The 24,879-nt window shown below is 64.4% G+C and carries 17 protein-coding genes; 4 read left to right on the plus strand and 13 right to left on the minus strand.

What is annotated here, in order from left to right; translation table 11 throughout:
* Window position 1: 1 nt before the first annotated feature.
* The 3 genes from HYR72_01740 to HYR72_01750 are packed head-to-tail and all read right to left on the minus strand — an operon-like array spanning window position 2 to window position 3,707.
* The gene (locus HYR72_01740) at window positions 2-640 is read right to left on the minus strand and encodes a hypothetical protein (protein MBI1813679.1); all 639 of its coding nucleotides are present in this window, start codon (window positions 638-640) and stop codon (window positions 2-4) included.
* Window positions 637-2,421 (minus strand): aspartate--tRNA ligase, encoded by a 1,785-nt coding sequence (gene aspS / locus HYR72_01745; protein MBI1813680.1) that lies wholly within the window; start codon window positions 2,419-2,421, stop codon window positions 637-639. Before aspS ends, HYR72_01740 begins: the two co-directional genes overlap by 4 nt.
* Window positions 2,418-3,707 carry a histidine--tRNA ligase gene (locus tag HYR72_01750; GenBank protein MBI1813681.1) on the minus strand — a complete coding sequence of 430 codons (1,290 nt, stop codon included), beginning with the start codon at window positions 3,705-3,707 and terminating at the stop codon, window positions 2,418-2,420. Before HYR72_01750 ends, aspS begins: the two co-directional genes overlap by 4 nt.
* Before the next feature lie 144 nt (window positions 3,708-3,851).
* On the opposite strand from HYR72_01750, the gene HYR72_01755 reads away from it, so the two are divergent.
* Window positions 3,852-8,216 carry a hypothetical protein gene (locus HYR72_01755; protein MBI1813682.1) on the plus strand — a complete coding sequence of 1,455 codons (4,365 nt, stop codon included), beginning with the start codon at window positions 3,852-3,854 and terminating at the stop codon, window positions 8,214-8,216.
* 38 nt (window positions 8,217-8,254) lie between these two features.
* On the opposite strand, the gene HYR72_01760 is transcribed toward HYR72_01755, so the two are convergent.
* The 6 genes from HYR72_01760 to HYR72_01785 all read right to left on the minus strand — a co-directional run bounded on the left by HYR72_01760 (window position 8,255) and on the right by HYR72_01785 (window position 15,829).
* Window positions 8,255-9,676, minus strand: a complete 1,422-nt coding sequence (locus HYR72_01760) for a YncE family protein (GenBank protein ID MBI1813683.1) — start codon at window positions 9,674-9,676, stop codon at window positions 8,255-8,257.
* Window positions 9,677-9,930: 254 nt separating this feature from the next.
* Window positions 9,931-10,401, minus strand: a complete 471-nt coding sequence (locus HYR72_01765) for a hypothetical protein (GenBank protein ID MBI1813684.1) — start codon at window positions 10,399-10,401, stop codon at window positions 9,931-9,933.
* 64 nt (window positions 10,402-10,465) lie between these two features.
* Entirely contained in the window at window positions 10,466-12,292 is a 1,827-nt protein-coding gene (locus tag HYR72_01770; GenBank protein MBI1813685.1) for a hypothetical protein, read from the minus strand.
* On the minus strand, window positions 12,289-13,719 hold the full coding sequence (locus HYR72_01775) for a hypothetical protein (GenBank protein MBI1813686.1): 1,431 nt from the start codon (window positions 13,717-13,719) through the stop codon (window positions 12,289-12,291). The genes HYR72_01770 and HYR72_01775 overlap by 4 nt, the downstream gene beginning before the upstream one ends.
* Before the next feature lie 138 nt (window positions 13,720-13,857).
* Window positions 13,858-14,664 carry a LytTR family transcriptional regulator DNA-binding domain-containing protein gene (locus tag HYR72_01780; GenBank protein ID MBI1813687.1) on the minus strand — a complete coding sequence of 269 codons (807 nt, stop codon included), beginning with the start codon at window positions 14,662-14,664 and terminating at the stop codon, window positions 13,858-13,860.
* Window positions 14,654-15,829 (minus strand): histidine kinase, encoded by a 1,176-nt coding sequence (locus HYR72_01785; GenBank protein ID MBI1813688.1) that lies wholly within the window; start codon window positions 15,827-15,829, stop codon window positions 14,654-14,656. Before HYR72_01785 ends, HYR72_01780 begins: the two co-directional genes overlap by 11 nt.
* 214 nt (window positions 15,830-16,043) lie before the next feature.
* Here HYR72_01785 and HYR72_01790 point away from each other — a divergent pair, with 214 nt between their 5' ends.
* On the plus strand, window positions 16,044-16,415 hold the full coding sequence (locus HYR72_01790) for a hypothetical protein (GenBank protein MBI1813689.1): 372 nt from the start codon (window positions 16,044-16,046) through the stop codon (window positions 16,413-16,415).
* Window positions 16,416-16,439: 24 nt separating this feature from the next.
* Window positions 16,440-17,417: a hypothetical protein gene (locus tag HYR72_01795; GenBank protein MBI1813690.1), complete on the plus strand. Its 978-nt coding sequence runs from the start codon at window positions 16,440-16,442 to the stop codon at window positions 17,415-17,417.
* A 51-nt stretch (window positions 17,418-17,468) separates the two neighbouring features.
* Here the strand turns inward: HYR72_01795 and HYR72_01800 are convergent, their stop codons facing one another.
* Window positions 17,469-18,641, minus strand: coding sequence for a hypothetical protein (locus tag HYR72_01800; protein MBI1813691.1), 1,173 nt, complete (start codon window positions 18,639-18,641; stop codon window positions 17,469-17,471).
* Between the two features lie 188 nt (window positions 18,642-18,829).
* Between HYR72_01800 and HYR72_01805 the strand changes: the two genes are divergently transcribed.
* A complete protein-coding gene (locus tag HYR72_01805; GenBank protein ID MBI1813692.1) occupies window positions 18,830-20,032 on the plus strand; it encodes an acyltransferase in 1,203 nt (400 codons plus the stop codon).
* Window positions 20,033-20,068: 36 nt separating this feature from the next.
* Here HYR72_01805 and HYR72_01810 read toward each other — a convergent pair whose 3' ends face one another.
* From HYR72_01810 to HYR72_01820, 3 genes are read right to left on the minus strand one after another with little or no spacing between them, the layout of a single operon-like run.
* Window positions 20,069-21,232 (minus strand): SGNH/GDSL hydrolase family protein, encoded by a 1,164-nt coding sequence (locus HYR72_01810; protein ID MBI1813693.1) that lies wholly within the window; start codon window positions 21,230-21,232, stop codon window positions 20,069-20,071.
* 31 nt (window positions 21,233-21,263) lie between these two features.
* Window positions 21,264-23,621, minus strand: a complete 2,358-nt coding sequence (locus tag HYR72_01815) for a YfhO family protein (protein ID MBI1813694.1) — start codon at window positions 23,619-23,621, stop codon at window positions 21,264-21,266.
* Between the two features lie 31 nt (window positions 23,622-23,652).
* A complete protein-coding gene (locus tag HYR72_01820) occupies window positions 23,653-24,744 on the minus strand; it encodes a methyltransferase domain-containing protein (GenBank protein MBI1813695.1) in 1,092 nt (363 codons plus the stop codon).
* Between the last annotated feature and the right edge of the window lie 135 nt (window positions 24,745-24,879).

Genomic DNA, 24,879 nt, shown 5'->3' on the forward strand with positions numbered 1-24,879 from the left:
CTCAGGGGAGGCGAACCCGCAACTGGCCCAGCAATTGTTCCACGCCGAGGTGGGACAGCTCGCGCGCGCTGACCCACTTCGGCCCCGCCTCCCAGAACATCCACCAGTCGAGCAAATTGGAACTCAGGGCTTGCTGCGTTTGATCGAATCGTCCCTCCCACACCGTGGCGCCGGTCTCGACCGACACCAGGGCCAAGCGGAACGACACCGAGGCCCCGTGGCGGGCACCGTACTCACTCCCGTCACGCTCGCGGAAGCGCGAGACCGTGCCGTAGAACACCCCGTCAGCCTTGACTACCTTACCCAACTGCAACGCACGCGCCTCCAACTCGGCGGCGTGTACGTCGCGCATCGCTTGCTCCACTTGCAGATCGGGAACGAAGCGCCAGGTCGACGATTCGGCCATCACGGCGTAGATCTGCGCGGTCACCACTCGCTCCGCGTCCGGCGCCGCCGCTTGCTCCACTTCCACTCCTACAGCCTGCGGTTCCAACGACACGTCGACGCGCTTGAGCGGCAGAACAGCGAACAGCTTGACCGGCGGCGAGATCATCGGCTCGCTGGGCTTGAAGATCGCGGAACAGCCGCCCAGGATCAGAACGTTCAACGCAAGAGCCGCGCGCACGAGGAAGCGGCTCATGCCAGCCTCAGGCCGAGTTCACGGAGCTGCCGCGGATCGACCACGCTGGGCGCCTCGGTCATCAAGCACGCGGCGCGCTGCGTCTTGGGGAATGCGATCACATCGCGGATCGAGTCGACGCCGCACAGCAGCATGCAGAGCCGGTCCACACCGAGCGCGAGTCCACCGTGCGGTGGCGCCCCCAACGCCAGCGCGTCGAGCAAAAAACCGAATCTGTCGCGCGCTTCCGTTTCACTCATTCCGAGAACCTCGAACACGCGCGCCTGCACCTCCGGCCGATGGATACGAATGCTGCCGCCACCGAGTTCGGTGCCGTTGAGTACGACATCGTACGCTTGCGCGCGGATGGTCTCGGGCGCGTCGGACAATCGCTCCAGCTCGTCTTCGCGCGGTGCCGTGAACGGATGGTTGACAGAAACCAGCCGCTTCTCCGCGGAGTGCTCGAACAGTGGGAAGTCGGTGACCCACACGAACGCAAAGCGATCGGCCGCGATGAGACCCAACAGGTTCGCGAGATGCAAACGAAGACACCCGAGCGAGTCGTTGACGACCCGCGGCGAATCCGCGACGAACAACACCACGTCGCCGACGATGGCAGCGCACGCCTCCTCGATGGCGCGGCGCTGCTCGGGAGTGAAGAACTTCGCGATCGGCGACTGCCAGCCGTCGGCGTTCAGCTTCACCCACGCTACGCCTTTGGCGCCGTAGGGAGCGACGATCTCCGGCATCCCATCGAGATCCTTGCGCGACAGGCGACTGCCATCGGGCACACGAATCGCCTTGACGATGCCGCCACGCTCGACCGTATCGCGGAACACTTTGAACTCGACCGTGCGCACCAGGGCGGAGATATCGACCAGTTCGAGTCCGAAGCGCAGATCGGGTTTGTCGCTGCCGAAGCGGCCGATCGCATCCGCGTAGCTCAGGCGGGGAATCGGATTCGGCACCACGATGCCGCGCAAGGCAAAGACCTCCACTAGCATCCCTTCGACGACGCGCAGGATGTCGTCTTGCCGGACGAACGACATCTCGAGATCGAGCTGCGTAAACTCGGGTTGGCGATCCGCACGCAAATCTTCGTCGCGGAAGCAGCGCGCCAATTGGTAGTAGCGATCGAAGCCGCTCACCATGAACAATTGCTTGTACAACTGCGGCGACTGCGCCAGGGCGTAGAACGTGCCGGGGTTGACGCGGCTCGGCACCAGATAGTCGCGTGAACCCTCCGGCGTGCTGCGCCCCAACACCGGCGTTTCGAGTTCGAGGAAGCCCTGGGCATCGAGGTAATCGCGAATCACTTTGTTGAGGCGGTGGCGCAGCATCAGGTTCTGCTGCATCTCGGGCCGGCGCAAATCGAGGTAGCGGTACTTCAATCGTGTCGCTTCAGCCACGCCCGCGTCGTCGTCGATGGCGAACGGGATCGGACGCGCGCGATTCAAAATGCGCGCCTCGCTGGCGACGATCTCGACCTCGCCGGTCGGCAGGTTGGGATTCACGGTGTCCGCTGAGCGGCGGGCGATGGTTCCGCGCACCGCCAGCACAAACTCGCTACGCACCTGTTCCGCCACGGCATGCGCCACCGGGCTGCGCTCGGGATTGAACACGAGTTGCACGATACCGGAGCGGTCGCGCAGATCGATGAAGACGACACCGCCGTGATCGCGGCGCGAGTTCACCCAGCCCATGACCGTAACAGTGCGTCCCTCGTCCGTCGCACCCAGCGTGCCCGCGAAGTGGCTGCGCTGCCAATCTTCGAGTCCCACGTCTTTTGCTCCGTCGTTCATGCCGGATCACCCGCGCGCTCGCTCAGCCGCGCCAGCGTGGCTTGCAACTCGTCGACCGATACCGTCAACGGCAGCGCGCTGGGATAGTCGCGCTTCGCTACCATGTCGCGGACCGTCGCGGCCTGGCGCGCCAATTCGTCTTCACCAATGATCAACGCGAAACGCGCGCCGCTCTTGTCGGCGCGACGCATTTGGCTCTTCAAGCTTTTGCCAGCCGCGTCGATCTCGACGGCGAGGCCGCCGTCGGTGCGCAAGCGATGCGCCAGGTGCATCGCATCGGACTCCGCCGCGGCGCCGACCGGGCAGATGAACACCGCCGGAGGCGTGGCAACGCTCATCTCGGGCAGCACCATCGTCAGCCGCTCCATGCCGAGCGCGAAGCCGATGCCGCCGACGTCCGGCCCGCCAATTTCTTTCACCAACCCGTCATAGCGCCCGCCGGCCCCGATCGCGTTCTGCGCGCCGAGCCCCGGCGCCAGCACCTCGAATGCGGTGCGGTTGTAGTAGTCGAGGCCGCGCACGATGCGCGGGTTGACGACCACCGCCACACCTTCGCGATCCACCAGCGCGCGCACCGCGCTAAAGTGCGCGGCGCACGCTGCGCACAGATGATCGAGCATCATCGGCGCATCGGCGGTCGCGGCCTGACACGTCGGTACCTTACAATCGAGCAGGCGCAGCGGATTGCGTTCGAGCCGCCGCGTGCAATTCTCGCACAGCTGTTCGCGGCGCGCCGCGCCGTATGCGGCCAACAGCTCACGGTACGCCGGGCGACACTGCCCGCAGCCGAGGGAATTGATCTGCAGCTCGACGCCGGTCACGTGCATCGCACCCAGCAAGTCGCTGAGCAGCAGTAGCACCTCGGCATCGGCGGCGGCGTCATCGCGCCCGATCACTTCGACGCCAATTTGGGAGAACTGACGCGTACGGCCCTTCTGCGGCCGCTCGCGACGAAACATCGGGCCGAGGTAGAACCATTTCGACACCGGCTCGCGTTGCGCGACGGCGTGTTCGACATACGCGCGCACGACCGACGCCGTCCCTTCGGGCCGTAACGACAGCGCGGTCCCATCGCGATCTGAGAATGTGTACATTTCTTTCTCGACGATGTCGGTCGTATCACCTATAGAACGACTGAACAGGCTGGTGCGCTCGACGATGGGAAGACGAACTTCGGTCACGTTGTATCGCTGGAAGACGGCACGCGCTTGCGCTTCGAGCCACGACCAGCGGGCGCTTTCGTCCGGCAGGACGTCGCGAAATCCTTTCACGGAAGGGAATTTCATGCGGCAAGCTTGTGCCGGAGGCGCGGCCTAGGTATCAGAGGCCCTCTAGCGAGTCAACGTACTTTCACGCCTGTGGAGCGATCTCACATCATTCATAGATGCCTGCCGAGCGCACGCCGTGCCGCGTTCAGGCTCGCGCTCGTCGTGTCGCTCGTCAGCGTCGCGCGCGTGCAAGCGACCTCACGCGACTTCGACCGCTTCAACGGCTTCGAAAGCGGTGGAGCCGGTGACTACGCCGTCGGCGCCGGCAACCCCAGCGGCAGCATCACCGCTCACAGCGGCCAGTACGGTCTACTCACCGCCGCCGCATCGAGCAGCAACGAGTATGTGAACGCAATCCTCTCGACGCCCTCGACCACAGTGACCGACGGTGTGTGGCTCTGCATCAGCGCCAAAGACGCCGGGACGACGCGCCGGATTCGCAGTTGGCTGAGCGCGAACACCGTCGTCATCGAACTCATCCTGCGCTCCGACAACAAACTTGAGCTGCGGGTCGCCAACAATACCATCGCGATCTCCACTGTCGTCGTGAGCCAATGCCCGGCCTTCACGCACGTGGAAGTGCAATACGTCGGGAACACCAACGCGAGCCTGTTCGTAGACGGTGCCTTGGAAGGAATGAACGCGACGCTGTCGAATTCGCTCATCGACATCACTCGCATCGGTCCCGATGACGCCGAAGCGGCGCTGCTCAGCATCGTGTGGGACGACCACAGCGTCGCACGCACGACCACGTTCCCCGGCACGCTCCAGATCGTCGGTGTGCTGCCGAGCACCGCACCGACGGATCAATGGACGCATACCGGCTGCGCCGACGCGGCGACGTGTGTGAACGAGCAGCCGCCAAACGGCAGCACGACGTTTGTCTCCACTAGCCAGAGCGATGCGCTACAGTCGTTCTGCCTCGCGGCGAGCGGACCGTTGGGCGTGTACGGGAACATCGTCGCGGTCAAGACCAGTGTCGTCGCCGATGCGATGCCCGCGCCGACGTCGGTAGACCTGGCCGTGCGTGTGAACTCAACGGCGTGCGGCGGCTCAGCCGGCACGACATCGAGCGCGACGGCGCTGACGCTGGGCGGATCGTTCCTGGGTTTCGCCCGCGTCGATGGCAGCAATCCGGCCACGAGCCTCGCTTGGCTTCCGGGAGATCTCGACAGCCTCGAAACATTCTTGACCTACACTGGTACCGGCAACGCCGCCCAAGTCACCCAAGTGCTGCGTGAGATCGCCTTCGACACGACCGGATTTCCTTCGCCAACGCCGACGGCGACTCCGACCTTCACACCGACCGCCACTCCCACGCCCACGGCAACACCAACGGCGACTCCGACGGCAAGTCCGACGGCAACGCCCAGTGTCACCCCAACCCCGACGCCAACGTTCACTGACACGCCGACCGCGACCGCGACCCCAACCCCGACCGCAACTCCGACCAGCACTTCGACACCGACGTTCACGTTTACCGCGACCCCCACCTTCACACCGACCCCCACGCCGACCGCGACCCCGACGCCCACCGTCACCCCGACCGACACCGCCTCGTTCACTCCGACGGCGACGGCCACCGGCACCGCGACGCCGACCGCGACGGCCACGCCAACGATCACACTCAGTCCGACGCCATCCAACACGGCGACCGACACGGCGACGGCGACCTCCACCACCACGCCGACCGACACGGCTACGCCGACGGCGACAGCACCGACGTTGCGCGCGCTCGATCGCATGACGGGATTCGAAGCCGACTGGTTGGCCGACTATGGCGGCGCGGCGATCGTCGTGCCGACACCGCACACCGGGCAGTACGGCGCCCTGACAACGGTAGGCTCCGGCTTCGTCAAAGCCCTGAGTGTCCAGCTCAGCGCGGTCCCCGACTCGGACATCTTCACCGACGGCATCTACACGTGCCGCGTATCGACCGTGCTTGGCGGCACGAACCCGGCCCCGCGACGTATCCGCAAGTGGTTCAGCCTCGACGGCGAAGTGGCCGAGTTGCTGTTGAATGCAAACTGGACCGTCACCGTGCGTGCGAACGGCAACACGATCGGCACGTCAACCACCGCGCTGACACTCTGCCCGGCCTTCACTCATTACGAGTTGCAGTACCTCAGTGGCGGAGTCGAGCTGCGCGTGAACGGCGCGACTGAAGTGAGCGGCGGCCAGCCTTCCACCGCTTCGTTCACCACGACAACCATCGGCGCGGACACCGCGGACCCGCATGATCTGAAGCTGGTGTGGGATGATCACACGCTCTCGGCCACCAACATCTGGCCGGCTAACGTGGCCATCGCCGCCGCCGTCCCCTCGGCCGACGGCACGTATACGCAGTGGGTCGGCAACGGGTGTGACGCCGCGGGCGACTTCACTTGCGTTGACAATCGTCCGCCCGGCGCGAGTAGTGTGCAGACTAACACACCCGACTTCCGCACGTCCTTCTGTCATCAGCCGGTCGGCCCACTCGGCGTCTTCGGACGCATCCTTGCGGTGAAGACGGTGGTGACGGGCTTCGAGTCGCCCGACGCCGCCGGTACCGACACCGGGCTGTTTCTGCGTACCGACTCGAACCATTGCGGCGGCAGCGGCGGCGGGATGGACTCGGTATCCATCATCGTCGACTTCGGCGCCAACGCGCAGGCCTTCATGCGGCTCGATCAGTTGAATCCCAGTACCGTGCAACCGTGGACCGTTGCCGACCTCGATGCGACCGAAATCGGCGTCCGCCACGCCTCCAGCACACGTTCGACGAGCGTGACGCAGATGCTGATCGAGGTGGCGTACGACACCACCGGTGTGCCTTCGCCCACTCCTACCGGCACGATGACCGCAACGCCCACACGCACGCCCACCGGCACGCGCACGGCCACGCCCACTCAGACGTTCACCGCGGCGCCGACCCAAACGCCCTCGGCGACCGCGACCAAGAGTGCGACACCAACCGTGACCGATACGCCATCGACAACCGCCACCTCAACGGAGACCGCGACGCGGACCGCAACCCCTACGCTCACGGAGTCGCCGACGCCGACGAGCACGCCAACGCCGTCGGACACCGCGAGCCCCACGATCACCCCGAGTCCGACCCTCACCATCACGGCGACCGCGACGGCCACGACCTCCGCTACGGTGACCGACACCGCCACGATCACCGCCACGCCGACTAACACACCGACCGCAACACCGACCGTCACCGGCAGTCAGCCGCCCACCACGACCGCGACGGTCACCCCATCGCCGACCGACACTCCGTCGGTAACGCTGACGGCCTCTGCATCGCCATCAGCCTCCGCCACCGCTTCGACGACCAGCAGCTCGACGATCACCGCAACCACCTCGCCAACTACCAGCGCCACCAAGACACTCTCGCCTTCCCCATCACGCACGACCACGGCGACCCCGACGCCAACATTGACGCCAACACTCGCACCGTCAGCAACGCCGACAGCGACGGCGACCGCATCGGCAACCGTCACCGCCACCAAGTCGGCGACGATCACCGTCACGCCCACGATCACCGGAACACCGCCGACGGCCACGCCCACGCCATTGGTGCGCGCCGACTTCATCTTTCCCGTCAGCGCCAATCAGGTCGACTGCACCACCCTGCGCTCCCTCGACCTGTCGTTCACTTCGTTCAGCCCGGGGTTGAATACGCTGGCCAATCGCGATCCGGTGCGCGAGCAGCAACGCTTCCAGACCCTGTACCTCGCACCGGACTTGCGTCAGGGCGACTACGATCTGATGCGGTCCCTGTCATTGCCTGGCGGCTTCATCGAGCGCTTCGCTGCGTTGGGCGGCGTAGTGGTGATCAATGTCGCGAACAACCCCGGCACCACTGGCGAGCAAGACCAGATCGCGCCGGACGGCGTCGGCTATCTCCCCACCAGCGGCCACAACACGCAACAGATTCTGCAAGGAGCGCATCCGTACCTCACCGGCGCCGGCTACGGCGGTGAGGCGTTGGTGACGGAGACCTTCGATGCCTGGAATACCACCGACAACGGCGTGCTGATCAACGTGCCGGCCGGCGCGACGCGCGTGCTGCAGAACTTCGACGGGCCGTCGTGGATCGAGTACGTTCACGGCGACGGCCGCGTCATCGTCACCACCTTAGCCTATTGTTGGACGGGGCGACCCAACGCCGACGGCGCTGGGTTACGCAATCTGTTGCGCTACAGCCGATTCTTTCTCGGCAAAGCGCAAACGCCCGCGCCGACGGTGACGATCACCTCCACCCCAACGCCGACGATATCGCCGACAATCACGCCGACCCGTCCGCCAACCATCACCCGCACACCGACGATCACCGCAACGCCAACCCGCACCGGCCCAACATCAACACCGACACCTGTGCCCGGCGACGTCAACAACGACGGCATCGCCAATCAACTGGATCTCGATGCGCTGATCGAGGCGATCTTCAACGACCCGCTCAACCAGCGCGCCGACATCAATCACGATGGCGTCGTAACGGCCGCGGATGTTCCCGCGTTGCTGCCGCTGCTGCGGTAGCCGCGCCTTCGTAGGGGCGCTGCTCGCTGCGCCCTCATTCACGGCGGAAAGGTGCGGGTCGGCGTGGGGCTCGGCGGACAGCCGTTGCAGTACGTTGCGGTCGGAGTCGGCATGCGCGTCTGCGTCGGCGTGAGTGAAGGGCACACCGGGACCGGTATAGGCGTTGGTGTTTCAACCGTACATCCATTCAGCGCGTTGTGTACGGCGCGGATCAACTCGTCGACGGTGACGGCGTCATCGCGATTCGCGTCAAGAGCTGCGCACGTCGCAACGGACTGTTCGCCGAGAGCCATTGCCACCCCTTCTACAAGTTCATCGACGGTGACCGTACCCAAGCCATCGCAATCGCCGACGCACGCGATTGGCGCGCCGGCACAGCCGCCCGGCACCGAGGCGATCGCCAATGCGCGCGAGAAGAAGACGGGGTTGGGCGAATCCGAGAACTCTACCTTGTGGGTATATGCATGGACGATCCACAGGAAATTCGGTCGTAACAGGTTGAAGTCGCGGACGCTGTCGAAGTAGTCGTGGGTTACCGCAAGTGTCTGCCCGTCCGGCGAGACGGCCATGAAGACCGGGTGCATCGCCACCGCGCCGTGGGCGGTCGGGTCCGCAAGGCTTCTCGGGTACGGCGACGTGTACAGCTCGGTGTTGGTGAGCGTATCGATCGCGCCAATGCTTTCGTCGGTGTAGTTGACGGCGTAGACGTAGCGGCTATCCGGGCTCACGGCGAGGCTGTAGGTGCCGCAGTTGCCCCCTCGGCAATTCATCATTCTGATGCGGTCGATCACTGCGTTGGTCGCGGTATCGATGACCGACACCAGATTGCCGCCGTCGATAGTGTAGGCCCGCGTGCCGTCCGGGGTGATGACCACCGAGTACGCAAACGCCCCCCGCGGAAACCCTGAAACCTCGGCAGCGATGGTGAATGTCGCAGTGTCGACAACGCTCACGCCGAAGGGCGGGCGGGCCACGTAGAGGAACTTGCCATCCGGAGTGATGTCCATCAACGGCTCGCCATTGTTTGCGTGCAGGTTCACGGGCGGCGAGTAAGCCGTACCGGTTCTGATATCGGCTGCTACCAATTTACTCTCCCCTGATATGTCGTACCCGAGGATGTATAGGTGCGAACCGTCTGGGCTCACGACAACTTGAAAGCCGGGGAAGACACCGCATGGAAAAGGAATAGTCGCAGTGACGGTGTTCGTTTGCAGGTCCACCTCCAGGATGGAATCGCTGGCCGCGTACGCCCGCAATCGTGCATGGTCAATCGCAATCGTACCGATTACCGGCTCCGGAATCATCGCGACCACCGACCTTGTCTGCGCGTCGATGACACTGATTCCCTTTTGCCCGCCAACGTAGATGCAGTCGTTGGCCTCTGCTGGTTCGTTTACCAACGCGACGACTGCGAGCACGACCGATACGCTCGCGCACACCCAAGATCGCGCGAGTTTCATTTTCTCGCCAGCCTGTAGCATGGATCAATACCTATACCCGTTCAAACCGACGGTCCAAGCATGGTGACGTTTGCCGTCCCGACGTCAGCGCGCAGAGACGACCCACGTGCAGATCGAGACCGGCACCTTCGCGTGGGATCAGTCGGCGGTGCAGTGAACGGGCAGCCAGGGACGGCTGCCACCACCGAACCTGTGAAGAGAGATTCTTCGCCTGCGGCTCAGAGTGACACGGGCTGCTTGGGGTTCACTAGGACTTACTCCGGTGTCTCCGGCTTGTCGGACGTCTCCGGCTTGTCCGCCTTCTCTTCGGAGCTGCTGGAGGCGCTCAGCAGCGGCCGGTGTTCTTTGGGCGGGCCGGCGATCTTGGCATAGTCGAGCAAGTCGCCTTCGAGCGATCGGATTTCTTCGATGATCTTCTGGCGCAGGGACTGGAGCTTCGGATTGTCGTCGCGCAGCGAGTAGCGCGCGGCGGCGATGGTGCGAAACTTTCCCTTGCCGGTGTCCGCCACGTCGGTGGCCTCGAAGCTCATGACACTGTCGCCGCCGGCGATGTTCTGAACGGTTAGGGTGGTGATCAGCCGTTTGCGGTCGGCCGCTTCCGGCGTGGGCGCGGGCGTCGGCTTGAGCGGTCCGAGGTCAAGCATCACCGGCGGCGGGTCGCCTGCCACCGCCACCGCGGCCAACGCCAACCCGCCGATCACGAATAGTAGTCCGACACGCCGCATAGCGATCTCCTTGTCGCGGGCACCATAGCCGTGGCCCGCGAGCAACGCAAAATCCGCGCGGCGCTCACTGCACGCGGATCACGATCGTCCGGCGATCGCCGATGTTGCCGAGGATATCGCGCACCTGCACGCTGATCAGCGTGTCGCCGTGGGGGAACGAAATCTCGCGGCCGACCACCGGCGCGGTGCAGAACTGCTCCGTTGTCCCCATCCCATGGAAGGCGGGCACGCCCAGCACGCCGAGGGTACAGGAATCGCCACCACTCTCGTGGGTATCGAAGCGACAGGCCAAGTCGCTCATCGAGTTGGCGACGGCTTGGGATGGGCCGAAGTCGAGTACCGCCGCCGGCACCCCGCCGAGCGGAGCGGGCGCCGGGCCGCGGTCGCAGATCACCGGACTGCCGTTGCCGAGCGCGCGGCTGGCCAAGATCTGCAGATCGGGTCGTATGGTAGGATCGGACGGATCGCTCTCGAAGGTCGCCGAGCCCACCCGTTTGCGGCCGGTCCCCGGTTGCGCCTCGACGACGATGATGAAACCCGAGCCCACCGTACGCATGTACACGTCGTGCCCTTGATCGTCGCTGGTGGTGGGCGTCGCGACGTGATTGTCCGCGCCCGCCAAGCCGAAGAAGGTGAGGTGCGGACCAAACGGGATCGGCACCGTCGGCGTCGGCGTGCGAGTGGGGGTCTTGGTGATGGTCGGCGTGATGGTGCGCGTCGGCGTGCGGGTCAGCGACGGCGTGACTGTCGCGGTGATCGTGCGCGTGAAGGTCGCTGTCTTCGTGCTCGTCAGTGTCGGGGTATTGGTAGGAGTCAACGACGCGGTTCGGGTCTTGGTTGCGGTGCCGGTATTCGTCGGGGTTCCGGTAATCGTCGGGGTACGCGTGATAGTGCGCGTCAACGTCGCGGTCCCGGTCGGAGTAAAGGTCGGCGTGTTGGTCGGCGTCGGCGTACGACTCGGCGTCCGCGTCAGACTGGGCGTCTGCGTGACCGTCGATGTCGCCGAGACGGTCGGCGTCAGCGACGGCCGAGGTGTCGGCGAGACAGTCGGTGTCAACGAGGGGGTAGTGGTCAGGGTACTGCTTGGGGTGCGCGACGGCGTGCGCGTATTGGTCGGCGGCAGCGTCGGCGCCGGCGACAGCGTGAACGTCGGAGTGAACGTGTAAGTGGGAATGCGGGTCTGCGTCGGCGTCCACGTGGTCGTGGGGGTGCGCGAGCTGGTGCGCGTCGGCGTCGATGAGGGAGTGGTTGAGGGCGTCGCACTCGGCGGCGGCGTGCGCGTGAACGACGGCGTCTTGGTAATCGTCGGCGACAATGTGATCGTCGGCGAGCGAGTGATTGTCGGCGTCCGCGTGATCGTGGGTGTCGATGTCGGCGTCGCCGTGTTGGTGTCGGTCGGCGTACTCGTCGGCGTGTCAGTAGGCGGCAAGGTGCCGGTGATGGTTTCGGTCGGGGTTCGAGTATTGGTCGGTGTGAGGGTGGGGCTGGCGGTCCGCGTACCCGTCGGCGTCAGTGTTGGCGTGAGCGTGCGTGTTCCAGTCAATGTGCGCGTCGGCGACGGTAGGCGCGACCCGGTCGCCGTCGGGGTTGGGCTACCCAACTTCAGCATCAACGCGGTGAGATCGGCCGCGTTCACACGACCGTCGCCGTTGGCGTCGGCGCCGGCACAGTCGCCGTTCTGAAACAGCGCAGCTTGCAGCGCGGCTTGGTCCGCGGCGTTGATTGCGCCATCGCAGTTGGCATCGCCGGCTGCAAAGTTCTGCGCTGATAGGCGCGCGTAGAACCCGCCGACGCAGAACCCGACGCTCACGCAGGCGACGACGACGCGCCGAGCGGCGCGGCGTTGCCAAGACTCACCGCGCCGCGCGGGTGTCGGGGACGAAGCGTTCACTTATCCGACAACTCGAATGCGGTAATCAGATCGCTCTTGGGTTGATCCGCACTGATGGAGAACCCGTGCAGTTGGGGGAAGCCAAAGACCAGCTTGCCCGGGCCATTCTCGGTGGTCCAATTGTAGCACGAGAAGTTCTGCCCATGGGTGTCAAACACCTTATCGTTAGCGTCTTGCGCATCGGCGTTCTGAATTCCGATGTGGACCGGTCCGGAGACGAACGGTATCGGTGTCGTTTGCCCCGCCGGTGCATCGGCGCAGGTTTTCATGCAGACGTCATCGGCAGCACAATCGGCGCTGCTGGTGCACGCCGTCTCGGTATTGGCGCGGCAGCGACCCGGAGTGATGAACGACAGGTCGAAGGTCAACCCGGTCAAGCCGCTGGCGGAATCCGGGACCAGTGCCATCGCGCCGTGACCGCTATCACCCAAGCCGGCGACGCCAACGTGGGTCGGGCCATTGCACACTCCGGGATGCTCCTCGTCCGGACCTTCCACGTGCCCGTGGCCCAGCGTGTCCGTGAGGTTGGTGCAATCCTCTTCGGTGAAGCCGTTCTCGCCTACCACCCCGGCGACGTGATTGACGGTGGCGGAGTAGCTGAGGTCGAGCTGACCCTTACAGGCGACAATGCCCGCCGCCATCGCCGGTACGTGCGGCTTGAGACACAGGATGTTGGAAGCCAAGGGCCGCAGATCGGCAAACACGAATTCGCTGGCGCCGACGACATCGATCACCGCAATCCCCTTCTCATCCGGAATGCCGGCGCGCAAGTCGAGGTAGCCTTGAAACTTGCCCGGCTTCAGCGTTAGCCCGCCGAGCACCGCATCGAGCGGACTGGTGCTGGGATTGATGCTGAAGTGGCGCACGCCGAGCGGGCGCGGCGGGGGAGTACACACCAGGGTGACCCGATCGTAGTCGCCACCGGACGCACCGCTGGCCGTGGCGCGGATGCGCAGTTGCCCCGGCAGGGGTTTGTCCGCCGGACCCAAGAGCGGCACCGTGAGCGTCTGCTCGGCGCTGCAGCGGCTCTCGCTGGTGGGGAGGATGGCCGTCACCTTCGACTGCAAGCTGGTCAGTTCGGCGTTGCCGCTCGCACTCTTCAGGCGATAGCTCGTCACGCCCTTCGTCGTACACGCGGTGAGGTTTGGATCGTCCTGGTTGACGCAGACATGGACATCGAAGACGCACTTGCCGTCGACCGCGCCATCGTGGTCGCACGCGGCCCCGTCCTGACATTCAATCGTGTTCGTTGCCGCCGCCGCGGTGGTCGCCGCCAACCCGAAATACTCGGCCAAGCAATCCACACTGGGTGTGCCGCCGCCAGCGACCGGACAATCGCCCGGGCATTCGGCCAATGCCGGCGATCCGGCTCCCGCGCTCAACCACAGGGCTACGCCCGTTATCCAAACCAAGCCTCGCGTTCGCATTCGTGCTCCTTCAGGCGCCTCACGGTTTTGACGATCAACTGATTCGACGGCGCGGGACTGTAAACTCTTTCGTTGAGAGGGTCAACGCGATTTCCGCGCTCACTTTGGGCGTGTAGCGGACGCGCCAGCTCGCGCCACTCACCACTTCATCCGCGCGCGCAGCGTGCGCGCCTGCGCCCGGCTCAGCTCGACCTCCGAACCGGTTTGATCTCGCATCACCAGCTTGAAGCGCCCGCCGAACCACGGAACGATCGCCTTCACTTTGCGCAAGTTGACCAGCCGCGATTTGTGGGCGCGGAAAAACACCTCGGGATCGAGGCGCTCTTCGAGCTCCTTGAGCGTGAAGTTGGTCATGTACCGACTGCCGTCGACGTGCGTATAGACCAGGCGATACTCCACTTCGAACCACAGGACATCCTCGACCGCGACGATGACGATCTGCTTGCCCTTGTGCACGGGCACCTGCGCCGCGTAGCGCGGCTCCCGCTTTGCGAGCAAGTCGATGATGGCGCGCAGCTGCGGCGCCGGCGCCTGCGCCGCCAAACGATCGCGCACGCGACCCACGGCCTGCTCCAGCCGCGCGCGAGTGATCGGCTTGAGCAAGTAGTCGACCGCGTGCACATCGAAGGCGCGGATCGCGTATTCGTCGAAGGCGGTGGCAAAGACGATCTGCGGCGCCTTGGTGATGCTGCGCAACACGCCGAAGCCGTCGAGCCCTGGCATTTGCACGTCGAGCAACACCATCTGAGGATCGGACTCCTCGATCATGCGAACGGCTTCGACGCCGTTCTTGGCCTGCCCAACCACCTCGACATCAGGAACGCTTTTGAGAAAGGAAGCGAGCCGGTCGCGGGCCAATTTTTCGTCGTCGACCAACAGCGTGCGGATCATTGTAGGAATATTGGCGCGGATATTGGTGCGAACCGCGGCATCATCAAGCTTCACCGGCTCCGGTAGGCAACGGGATACGCAGCGTCACCGTGGTCCCTCGCCCGTTCGCGCTCTGTACGACCGGAGCGTAGGTCGGGCCGTAGTGGCGCTGCAAGCGGTCGCGGACGCTCTTCAGTCCGACTCCGCTATCGAAGATATCGCGACCAGCGGGAATCCCCGCACCGGTGTCCGCCACCGTGAGCCGGAGATCGCCGTTGTCGAACGCGGCTTCAATCCGCACTCGCCCGCCGCCGATCTTACGCGAGATGCCGTGCTTGACCGCGTTTTCCACCAGCGGTTGGAGAATCAATTCGGGCAACGGGATGCGCCGCGCGCGCTCGTCAATTTGTTCCTCCACGGTGAGGTCGTCACCGAATCGCGCGCGTTCGATTTCCAAGTAGGCTTCGGCGATCTCCAACTCTTCTTGCAGCGAGACGAACTCGGAATGGCCGCGACGCAACATGTAGCGAAAGATTTCCGCCAACCGTTCCACGCAGACCTCCGCCTTTGCCGGATCGGTCGAGATCAACTGCGCTATCGAATTCAGGCTATTGAAGAAGAAATGCGGATTGAGTTGTGCGCGCAGCGCGGCCAATTGCGCCGTGACCGCCGATTCGCGCAGTTCGCGTTCGCGATTTTCGAGCGTGAGGATGCGCCACCAATGTTGATTGAAGCCCACCACGCACATGAGCGCCGTTGGGACGATCGGAATCAGCGTGTACATCAGGGGCGCCCCGCGCAGTGCCGCGGCCGGAATGGTCACCGTCACCTCGCTCCCGGTGTACGGATAGAAGAAAATCGACGACCCGCCGACGATGGCGGCGTGCGCTTCCGTCACCACCACCGACAGGACCATGAACACCAACGCGCAGGCGGCCAACTGCGCCATCAGCCGCCAGCCGCGCGGCACGGTGGCGAAGCGCGGCAGCATCCACTTCCACAGCATCAGCGTGACGGTCGAGAAAATCAGCGTACTGACGAGAAAGGTCGCCAGCGCGCCGGGGGAGCGGAACAGATAGAGATGCAGCAGCCCGAGGTGCAACCCGAACGCCAGGCCGGTGCCGTACACGAAGCCGAACTGTTGCCGAAATGGATTGCCCGATGCCATGGTCGGATCGCTGCGCCGTCCTTCACTGCGCGCCGCGTTCATAGCAGGTTCGGGGCGGCTACTCAGCGACATGACACCGTCCTTCTGTGCGATCGGTCGATTTCACTGCGCAAGCGACGCGCTTCGGTGGCGACGGGAGCACTCAGACACACGACGCGGTGGTTGCGCGACGCAGCAACTTCATCCTGCGCTGAGAATCTTCTTGCATTGCTAAAACTCAAATTGACAAAGCTTTTCACCGCACATACTACTGACGCCGGTTAGCTTTGCAAAGGGAGAAATGTGCATGCGGCGTCGTGTTCTCATCGTGTTGGTGGCCAGCGCTATCGCCCTCGTTTCGGCGCGGCTGCAGCCGGCGGCGCGGGCGCAGGAGGTCGTCACCTTCCAAGGCGAGATCCTCGACATGGCCTGCTATATGGCCAAGGACAAGAAGGGTCCGGACCATAAGAGCTGCGCCCTGTTGTGCGCCAAGTCCGGGGTGCCGATGGGCATCCTCACCGATGCCGGCGACGTGTATCTGTTGATCGACGATCACGACAACAACGAGCCGTACGAGGCGCTCAAGAAGTTGACCGGCAGCCGCGCCGAAGTCACCGGCAAGAAGTTCGTGCGCCAAGGCGTGGCCAGCCTCATGGTCACCGCCTCAAAGGCGCTGTAGCCTGCTTCGTCGGAGCCGAATCCGTTGCGCTCTCACTCCTGCGCACGCGTCCGATTGCTCGGTGCCGTCGTTCTCCTGACAACTGTGCTCAGCTGTGCGGGGGCGGGCCCCGACGTTGGCTCGGATGCCGCCGGCGGCCTCGCGGCGATCCAACGCGACATCTTCAATCCCAGTTGCATCAGTGGCAGTTGCCACAACCCCATCAGCCGCGCCGGCAATCTGTCCCTCGTGGAGGCCGACGCCTACCACGACCTGCTGCAACAACCGACCAACAACGCCGTCGCACAGCAAGCCGGGCTGCGCCGTGTGCAACCATTCGAGCCTGACAACAGCTTCTTGGTCATCAAGTGCGTGAACCCGGCGCCCGGTGAAGGCGGTCGCATGCCGCTCACCGGTGCGCAGTTGTCGGCCGCGCAGGTCGAACAGATCCGCGTCTGGATCAGAACCGGCGCGCCACAATTCGAGGGCGCATCGCCGACGCCGACGCTGACTCCCACCGCGACTAACACCGCCACCGCGACGTCGTCGCCGACTCAGACCGCCACGCCGCTGCCGAGCGACACGCCGACGCAGACGCCAACGGGCACACTCCGGGCCACGCCCACTGCCACCGCGACACCATCCTCGTCGCCCACAGCCACGGCGACCGCAACACCAACCTTCAATGCGGATGCAACCTTCGCCAACATTCAGACGTCGATTTTCAACCCGACGTGCATTGATGAGTTTTGTCACACCGCCGCATTCCAAGCCGGCGATCTCTCGCTCGTGGAGGGGCAGTCATACGCGCAGCTCGTGAACGTACCGGCGGCAAATGTGGCCGCTCAGGTCGCGCAGTTGCTCCGCGTCAAGCCCGGCGATGCGCCGGACAGTTTTCTGCTGATCAAGGTGACCCACCCCAGTCCGCCCGAGGGTTCGCTCATGCCACTCGGCAAATCACCGCTGACCGCCGCGCAGATCGAACTCATCCGCACATGGATCGTGCAGGGAGCGTTGCCGTGAAGGAGCGAGTCGGCGGTTGGCTGCGGGAGATTTCTTCCCTGTCCCCACTCCTCAGAAGAACAAGTGCAGCTCGGCGATCCACAGATCTTGATTGTGGTTGGGCTTCGACTCGACGCCGTTGCTCACGGAGTAGGTCAACCGCGTTTGCACAAAGCGGTTGAGAAACGGTTCGAGGCCGACGGTCACAACGTTCTCGCTGTCATTGGCTCGGCTGGTGAGATCGCCGTCATCGTCGGAGTAGCTGACGGTCGACTTGAGGTTGAGCCAGCGCATCAGCAAGTAATCGAGCTCGCCATAGCCGATGAAGGTGCCCTGTTGCCCCGCGGTCGCGGTGTTGGTTTCGAGGAAGTCGACTTCACCCAGACCGGTCAGCGGCCCAAGGTTGCTGCCGCCGAAGAAGCAGAACTCGACGTTGTCAACGCTGCCGCCCATGTGCGCGGCGGAGCCGCCGAGGAAGACGTTGCGCACAACCGGCACCTCGGTCCACATCGCCGACACCGTCCCGCTCACCCACACGTCGCGATCGCCCGACGCGCCGTTGGAGACTGCGAAGATCGCGCTGTACGGCCCCGGCTCAACGCCCACTTCGAAGGCGGCCTGGCGAGTGTTGAAGCTGAAGTTGGTGGTCGACGAGCCATTGCGCCCACCGCGGATGAACGCGGTGTCATCAAGCAATTGCAGTCCGTACGGCAGGAACATGCGGCCGGCTTTGACGAAGCCGTTGAACGGCAAGCCGCGCAGCAAGCCGAAGACCTCGCGCGTGTCGGTGCTCGGGGCGAACTCCTGATCGAGATAGAAGGTGAGCATCTCGGGAATCAGTCGCAGTTCGAGGTACGTTTCGGCTTCGTTGACGTCGAGGGTGTCGGTCTGGAGGCGACCGCGGAAGGCGGTGTTGTTGTTCACGCGCCCGTTGGCACCCTGGTCCTGAAAGGTCGCGACGTTGCTCACGCGCAGATCGCCGCCGAGGCTGATGTACTTGTTGACTTCGCCGGTGAACGGATCGGTCGGGTTGGAGAACTTCCCGAACCAATTCGGGTAGTGGAGAATGTCGTGCGCATGAATCGTCGGGATGTCGCTGCGTTTGCCGCCGCCGGTAACATTGGTGTGACAGCCGCTACAGTTGTAGCCCTCGCGCACCGCCAGATACGGCTCCGCCTGCGCCGCACGCGCGAGCAACAACATTCCCCACAGCACTACCACCGCGAATGTTCGGTGCGGCATCATGACCTCCACCCCTTTCTCCGAGCCGTGGATTGCACCAAGCTGACTTCGCAAACCGCGCGAGAAGTATGCGATGAGGTCGAGAGCGTCAAGCGTGTGATCGTGAGCAGCCCAACCTCGGCACGCCTGCTGCGCGTGGATATGGCGAGATCAGGTTTGCTCCGTGGTGAGCGTGAGATACCATCCCGCCCATGCCAGCCATACCGCGGGAGCTTGAAGCGGCACGGCCGGCGGGTATCCGACCGTCTTCGGTCTACGTTCCAGAGATCGAATCGCTGCGCGGGGTCGCCATCACCTTGGTGATGCTTTACCACCTCGACATGCTGATGGCCGGCGGCCAGGAGCGCCTGCTTGGAACAACCGTCTCGCCGCTGTCCGCGTTTGTGCACGCCGGGCACACAGGGGTCAGCCTCTTCTTCGTGCTCAGCGCCTTCTTGCTATCGCAGCCGTTCTTGCGCGAGGCTGCTGGCGAGGCGCCAGTGAATCGCCGCAACTACTGCACTCGCCGCGCGTTGCGGATCCTGCCGCTGTACTGGGCCACCGTGTTCACCGCCAGCGTTCTGTGTGCGCCGCAACCAGTCGCCGTTCTTCGTGGTCTGCCACATTTGGCCTTCGTTGATCTCGCCCCCGGATTCGCAAACCCCCTGTGGCCCTACAGCGCAGTGTGGTGGAGTTTGAGTACCGAGGTCCAGTTCTACGTTCTGCTGCCACTGCTTCCGTACGCGGTGCGATCCCGAACGGGCCGTCTCTGGGGCGCGGCTCTCATTGTGACGTACGCAGCGGCGTATCTGGCGTTTGCCGCGCGCTATGTCACGCTTCCATCTGTCGCCCTTCAGGTGTGGTTGACGCATTCGCTGTTCGGGCGCGCCTCACTCTTTGCCCTCGGCATTGTGGCCGCCTGGTACTCCGCACGCTACGGGTTGCGCGCCCGCGAGTGGTGCGCACAACGGCCGTGGATGCGCTACGGTGGAGCCGACTTCGCTCTGTTGGCGACGCTGCTGGGGCTTGGCTGCCTGCTCGCGTGGGTGACCTCCGTCGGCTACCCGCGCGCGGAGTCCACCTACCACGTGTGGCACGCACTCGAAGGCGCGCTGTGGACGGTGTGTCTGCTGTTGCTTTTACACACGCCGGTACGACTCAAGCCACTGCTGTCAAATCCGATCTTGCGGACCGTAGGGACGTTGTCGTACTCGATCTACATGGTGCACTACCCCTTCCTGGACCTGTCCGTGAACGCCTTGCAACACTCGCGATTCGGTCCCCTGCTCGAGTGGAACACTCGAACCAGCGCCATCGCCGCATTCCTCGCGATCGGGGTCCTTGTGCTCTCAACCGCCACCTACTGCACGATCGAGCGACCGTTCCTGGTACGCAAAGCCCGCATCGACCGCTGAGCGGAATTGGCTTCGAGCATCCAACGCTCAGTGTGGTCAGCGCAGCCGCGCAGCGCAGAGGCTCGCAATTGAGGGGGCTAACTGTTCGGCGATCACTTGGTGCCCCTCGGGGTTCAGGTGCCAGTCAACGCTCCAATACTGCGCGCGACCATGAGCGTCGGCCGCGGCCCGCAACGCCGGTAACAGATCGACCGTCTGAAGCCCGTTTTGCGCAGCGAGTGCCAGCATCCGTTCGCGCACGGCGTCGTCGAACGCCGCGGCGTCGTAGTGCAATCCCAAGATCGTCGCGGCGTGTTCGACGTACTGAGCAACTGTGGCTCCCTCGACTTCAATCTTGGTTGGGATGACCGCCACCAGCAGCGGAATCCGCAGGCCGACAGCGATCGCGTGAAACTGGCCAAGTAGGTAGTCGAGCTTCGCAAAGCCATCGTCAAGGCGCTTTGGATCGCCGTCAGCCATCGCGGCTTGCCACATTGTTTGGAGACATCCGGCACACTCTGCTGCCACCCGCGCCGTCGCGTCGCGGACTTCACGCGCGGGTCCCAACACAGCCCGACGTGCCAGGACGTAAGCGCGCAGCCGCGTCTGCAGCCACCAGTCGACGCCACCGGCAAGGCCGAGGTCGGCTCCCGGTGGTTCGACATGCCACTCGCCGCCGTCGCGCACCAAAAATGGAATAGCGAAGCGCGGGCCGAGGCCACCGAAGTCTTCGTGGCGCATCAACAGCTCGGCAACGTCGTTGCCGGTGTAGAGCGCAACGATGATGGCATCGGGTCGCAGTCGCAGTCCACGCTCGCGAAGCCACAGATACTCGAGCAGCGGCGAATACCCGCTCACCGCGGCGTTGAGGATTTCCACATTGGCCGCTCCACGCTCCCGCTCTCCCTGCTCCAGGCGCGCCGCGTACGTCTCGGCATTGTTGACGACGCCTTCGGTCTGCGAATCGCCGAGTAGCAAGATGCGGCAGGTGCCCGGCGGTTTGTCGACTGCCGTGTCGCTGTCGCGTCGCAATCCGAGGTTGTTGGTGCGTCGCACGACATCGCCGTTGGTGTGCTCCACGACCGGGATGGTTTGCGCGTGTTGGGGCGCAAGCACGTAGCCAATTGTGGCTTCGCTTACGGCGAAGCTGGGTGGCACGCGCGAGCGCAGGTACAGTTCGATGCCGACGACGGCAATCGCCAGACCTGCGAGGCTGAGCATGATACCCGCCACGAAGTCGCGGCGTCTGCCGTCACGCATCGGCGTGCAACGGGATCGAGCGCTCCCGCCTCCATCGGGTCAGTGAGCGGAGACCGAGCGCCAGCAAGACGATCACCGTTGCGAGCGTCGTTGCGGCACCTGCGTACAACAACCACGGGCGATACACGAAGCGCACGGTATGCGCCCCGGCATCGACGGCGACCGCGCGAAATGCGTAGTTGGCCCGCACGATCTCCGTCGCGTGGCCATCGACCGTCGCGGTCCAGTACGGATCGAACTGATCCTGCAGTACGACGAGGCCTGGGCGTTCGAGCTGCGCTTGCAACTCGACCCGCTGGGGCGCGTATGCCGTAACTGTTACACGGCCCGCCGAATCGCGGTTGGCCAATGCGGTTTCCTCTACGACGACTCCATGCTCCAGAATCAGCGCAGTGCCGTTGATCAGAGCGGCCAACGCCTGCTCCGCCGTCGGCGCCACCGACACATGCGTGGCCACATACGCGCGCGACAACGGTTCGGCGATCTCGTACACATCGTAGTCGGCGTCGCGATACACCGCTGGCGGCAATCCGGACACATCAATCGCGGCGTCGCGATGGATCAAGACGAAGCCTACACCCAAGACGCGTAGCAAGGGCGCTTGCTGCGCTCCGATTCGTCCAATTCGACTGGCAACGAACCCGCCCCATTTGGATTCGGCCACGCCTTCGATCTGATTGACCAGCGTATTGTAGCGACTGTCGAGCAACACCTCGTAGTCACCGATGACGTTCAGGCCTGTCAGCATGCCCAGCTTGGGCGGGATCTCGCGCATCAACGCATCCTGCGACGACAAGCCATTTGGGGCGAAGGTGCGGGTCAAGCCTTGCCGCTGGCGGATGAAGGCGGCCGCGTTCCAAGGAACCTGCAAGGCGTCCGGTTGGTTCGCGGGAATCGAGAACTGTGCACCGATCGAACCGTATAGTTCCACCACGCTAGCTGCGACGACGACGACAACCAGTGCCCGCCGCCACTGTGCGCCGAACCAGCGATGCGGGAACGCAAACAATGCGCCCCACGCCACGAACCACATCCCATGCTGCCGCAATGCGGCAACAGCCGACGGATCACCCTGCTGCCATCGCACATTGACCGTACGTAACCCCCACCAGAGTATTGCCAGTAGACCCACTCCTGCCGCAGTCGAGATGGCCACTTCGCTCACCCGCCGATGCCGCCGTAGCGTATCGGCACCGAGGGCACCCAACAGCGAAAGGCAAAGCGCCGTTATCAACATGAAGCGTTGCGGGATGCGAATCAGCGACGATCCCGGCAAGTGTAGATACCAACGGTAAACGGGGGTGTGATCCCCGAGCGCGATGAGAGTCGCGGCAAGCGCTGCGGCGCAGAAAAATATCCCGCGGCGGCGGGTTCGGCGCCACAACAGCGGAACCGCCGCGAGCGCGAGCGCCGCCGTTCCGACATGGCCTTCACCGCCGAGTCCAAACGCTCGTGGCCACGGGTACAAGATGTCCCGCAACAATTGATCGGGTGGCAACCATGCTGGTGGGTCGGTCCCACCTCCTTTCGTCAACGCACCGGGTTGGCGCGGACTGCGCAGCCCCAGTTCAAGTGTGGGGAATACCTGAACGGCGCTGAGAGTTACCAAAACAACGCCGGCTACGCCGAGGCGCACCATTTGTGAACCGGCCGCCTTCGCGCCCCCTCGATGAGCCGTGACGACCAACTGTGCAATGGCATACCCCCCGCAGAGGTAGAAGAAGTCCGCCAGCATCGGAATATGCCCGCCAACAACGCACAACGCGGTCGTCGCACCCAAGCCGACGGCATACCATCCCCACCGCGCATCGGTCCGCAAAAGCTTCCGGGTCAATCCGAGTTGCCATGGCAACCATGCCGCGATCACCGGCCCTGGCTCCATGCTCGCGAAGTTGAGGTCGGTGACTGTTCCGCTGAAGGCATAGGTGACGCCACCCAACAACGCCGCCGCGCGGCCGACTCCAAAGCCGCGCGCGCACCAATACGTTCCGCCGATCGCCAGCATCGAGTGGATAAACAGCATCCAGCGGAGAACCTGGGGAACGTCCCAAATGGCGACGAGCCAGTGCAGGGGATACAACGCACCGTGGAGCTGCGCCGCGAGATACGGCGTGCCGCACAACTGTGTGGGGTTCCACAGTGGGACGGATCTCGCCCGAAACGCTTGGGCCGCGTATTCCAACGCGGGCAACGAGTACTGGTATTCGTCGTAGGTAAAGAGGGTTGGGATGCCGCCTGACCGCATAGGGCCAAGGCGCAGACTCCACCACGCCAGCGGCGTCACCACACAGGCGGCTAGCACCAGCCCACTCACGGCCGCATCGCGCCAGCCACTGCCGGTCGATCGCATCGGCGTCTTGTTACACGCCGAGTCTCGATTGTTAAGGATGATTCTCCTCGCTCAGTGCCGCGCGCCGATTCGCCTGCGTTGCGGCAGTCGCGCGAGGCCGAAACAAGCCGACACCCAATGTGGCCGGCATGACGCACGCACGAGTGAGTTCGAGGTCGAGTCGCAGCAGCCACTCCAGGCACGCGTGCTCGCGATAGATCTTGGGATCGAGCTTGAAGCCCAGCAAAAACCAAAGCCCGTTCAGCTCGATCCAGTGCGCGGGCTCAAAGAAGTGGTGCAGCAAGGGCACGATGTCGCTCGATCGTACCGACTCGAAAGGGCTGTGTGGCCACGCCTCGCCGAGCGGCGCATTTTCCATGCAATCGAGCCCGGGGCGGCGCAGCGACGCCGGCAACGCGCGCCGCACGGCATCCGCAATCTCGCGGGCCGTCTGCGAGTGTTGAAAGCGAGCGGGGCCGATGTAGTCCGACACCGCCAACACTCCGTCCGGCCGCAACGCCCGGCGAATCTGAAACAGCACGTGCTCCAAGTTGACGATGTGGTGCAACGCGGAGTTGTCGAGGATGAGATCGAAGTGGTGCTCAGGCAGCGCCGCAAAATTGAGGTCGGCCGCTTCCCAGCGGCACCGGGCTCGCACGCTGCGCGGCATCTGATATGTGCCGGCGGGCGGCGCACCACCGAGATCGTAGAGAACCATCTCGTCCACACCGTGACGGAGCAATTCGGCTTCGACCGTCCCACCGCTACTGCCGAGGCTGGCCGCACGCGCAAACCGCCGGCCACGCGTTATCGCGCGGTACCAAGGCGTCCCGGCATCGCCGGTGAGCGTCTCATTCATGAATGCGAAGTACCGACGCTGCGTGCGAGGCTGGCTGGCAATGAGTTCGTTCAGCGGATCACCGCCGCGCCAGTACCGCGCTTCTCCCGCGAGCATTGCTTGATAGTGCTCGTCAGGATTCGGCCAATACAGCCAGTCTTCGTCGAGCGCCGGTACATGGGTCGCCGCCGGCAGGACCGTGATCGGCAGATGCGGCGGGGCTTGCGGGTTGTCCGCAGCGCCCGAGAACCTTTGCCAACCAAGCCTCGCGAAGCTGCGGCGTACGAAACCCGGGATCGCGGTCATTGCCCCTCACCACTGAATTGGCCGCAACTCGTACACGAGCCCATGCGGCACAGCAAGCGCAGGCCACTCATCGCGGGGGACCGGTTTGACTTGCCCGGTGCATTTCCCTATCGCGGCGTTCAGTATGGCGGCGGA

The sequence above is a fragment of the Deltaproteobacteria bacterium genome, from assembly GCA_016178705.1.
Classification (GTDB): Bacteria; Desulfobacterota; Binatia; order HRBIN30; family JACQVA1; genus JACOST01.

What these genes read in the sequence shown, in the direction of transcription:
- HYR72_01740 (MBI1813679.1), bottom strand. Translation starts at nt 640, where the DNA reads ATGAGCCGCTTCCTCGTGCGCGCGGCTCTTGCGTTGAACGTTCTGATC.
- aspS (MBI1813680.1), bottom strand. Translation starts at nt 2,421, where the DNA reads ATGAACGACGGAGCAAAAGACGTGGGACTCGAAGATTGGCAGCGCAGC.
- HYR72_01750 (MBI1813681.1), bottom strand. Translation starts at nt 3,707, where the DNA reads ATGAAATTCCCTTCCGTGAAAGGATTTCGCGACGTCCTGCCGGACGAA.
- HYR72_01760 (MBI1813683.1), bottom strand. Translation starts at nt 9,676, where the DNA reads ATGAAACTCGCGCGATCTTGGGTGTGCGCGAGCGTATCGGTCGTGCTC.
- HYR72_01765 (MBI1813684.1), bottom strand. Translation starts at nt 10,401, where the DNA reads ATGCGGCGTGTCGGACTACTATTCGTGATCGGCGGGTTGGCGTTGGCC.
- HYR72_01775 (MBI1813686.1), bottom strand. Translation starts at nt 13,719, where the DNA reads ATGCGAACGCGAGGCTTGGTTTGGATAACGGGCGTAGCCCTGTGGTTG.
- HYR72_01785 (MBI1813688.1), bottom strand. Translation starts at nt 15,829, where the DNA reads ATGTCGCTGAGTAGCCGCCCCGAACCTGCTATGAACGCGGCGCGCAGT.
- HYR72_01790 (MBI1813689.1), top strand. Translation starts at nt 16,044, where the DNA reads ATGCGGCGTCGTGTTCTCATCGTGTTGGTGGCCAGCGCTATCGCCCTC.
- HYR72_01800 (MBI1813691.1), bottom strand. Translation starts at nt 18,641, where the DNA reads ATGATGCCGCACCGAACATTCGCGGTGGTAGTGCTGTGGGGAATGTTG.
- HYR72_01805 (MBI1813692.1), top strand. Translation starts at nt 18,830, where the DNA reads ATGCCAGCCATACCGCGGGAGCTTGAAGCGGCACGGCCGGCGGGTATC.
- HYR72_01810 (MBI1813693.1), bottom strand. Translation starts at nt 21,232, where the DNA reads ATGCTCAGCCTCGCAGGTCTGGCGATTGCCGTCGTCGGCATCGAACTG.
- HYR72_01815 (MBI1813694.1), bottom strand. Translation starts at nt 23,621, where the DNA reads ATGCGATCGACCGGCAGTGGCTGGCGCGATGCGGCCGTGAGTGGGCTG.
- HYR72_01820 (MBI1813695.1), bottom strand. Translation starts at nt 24,744, where the DNA reads ATGACCGCGATCCCGGGTTTCGTACGCCGCAGCTTCGCGAGGCTTGGT.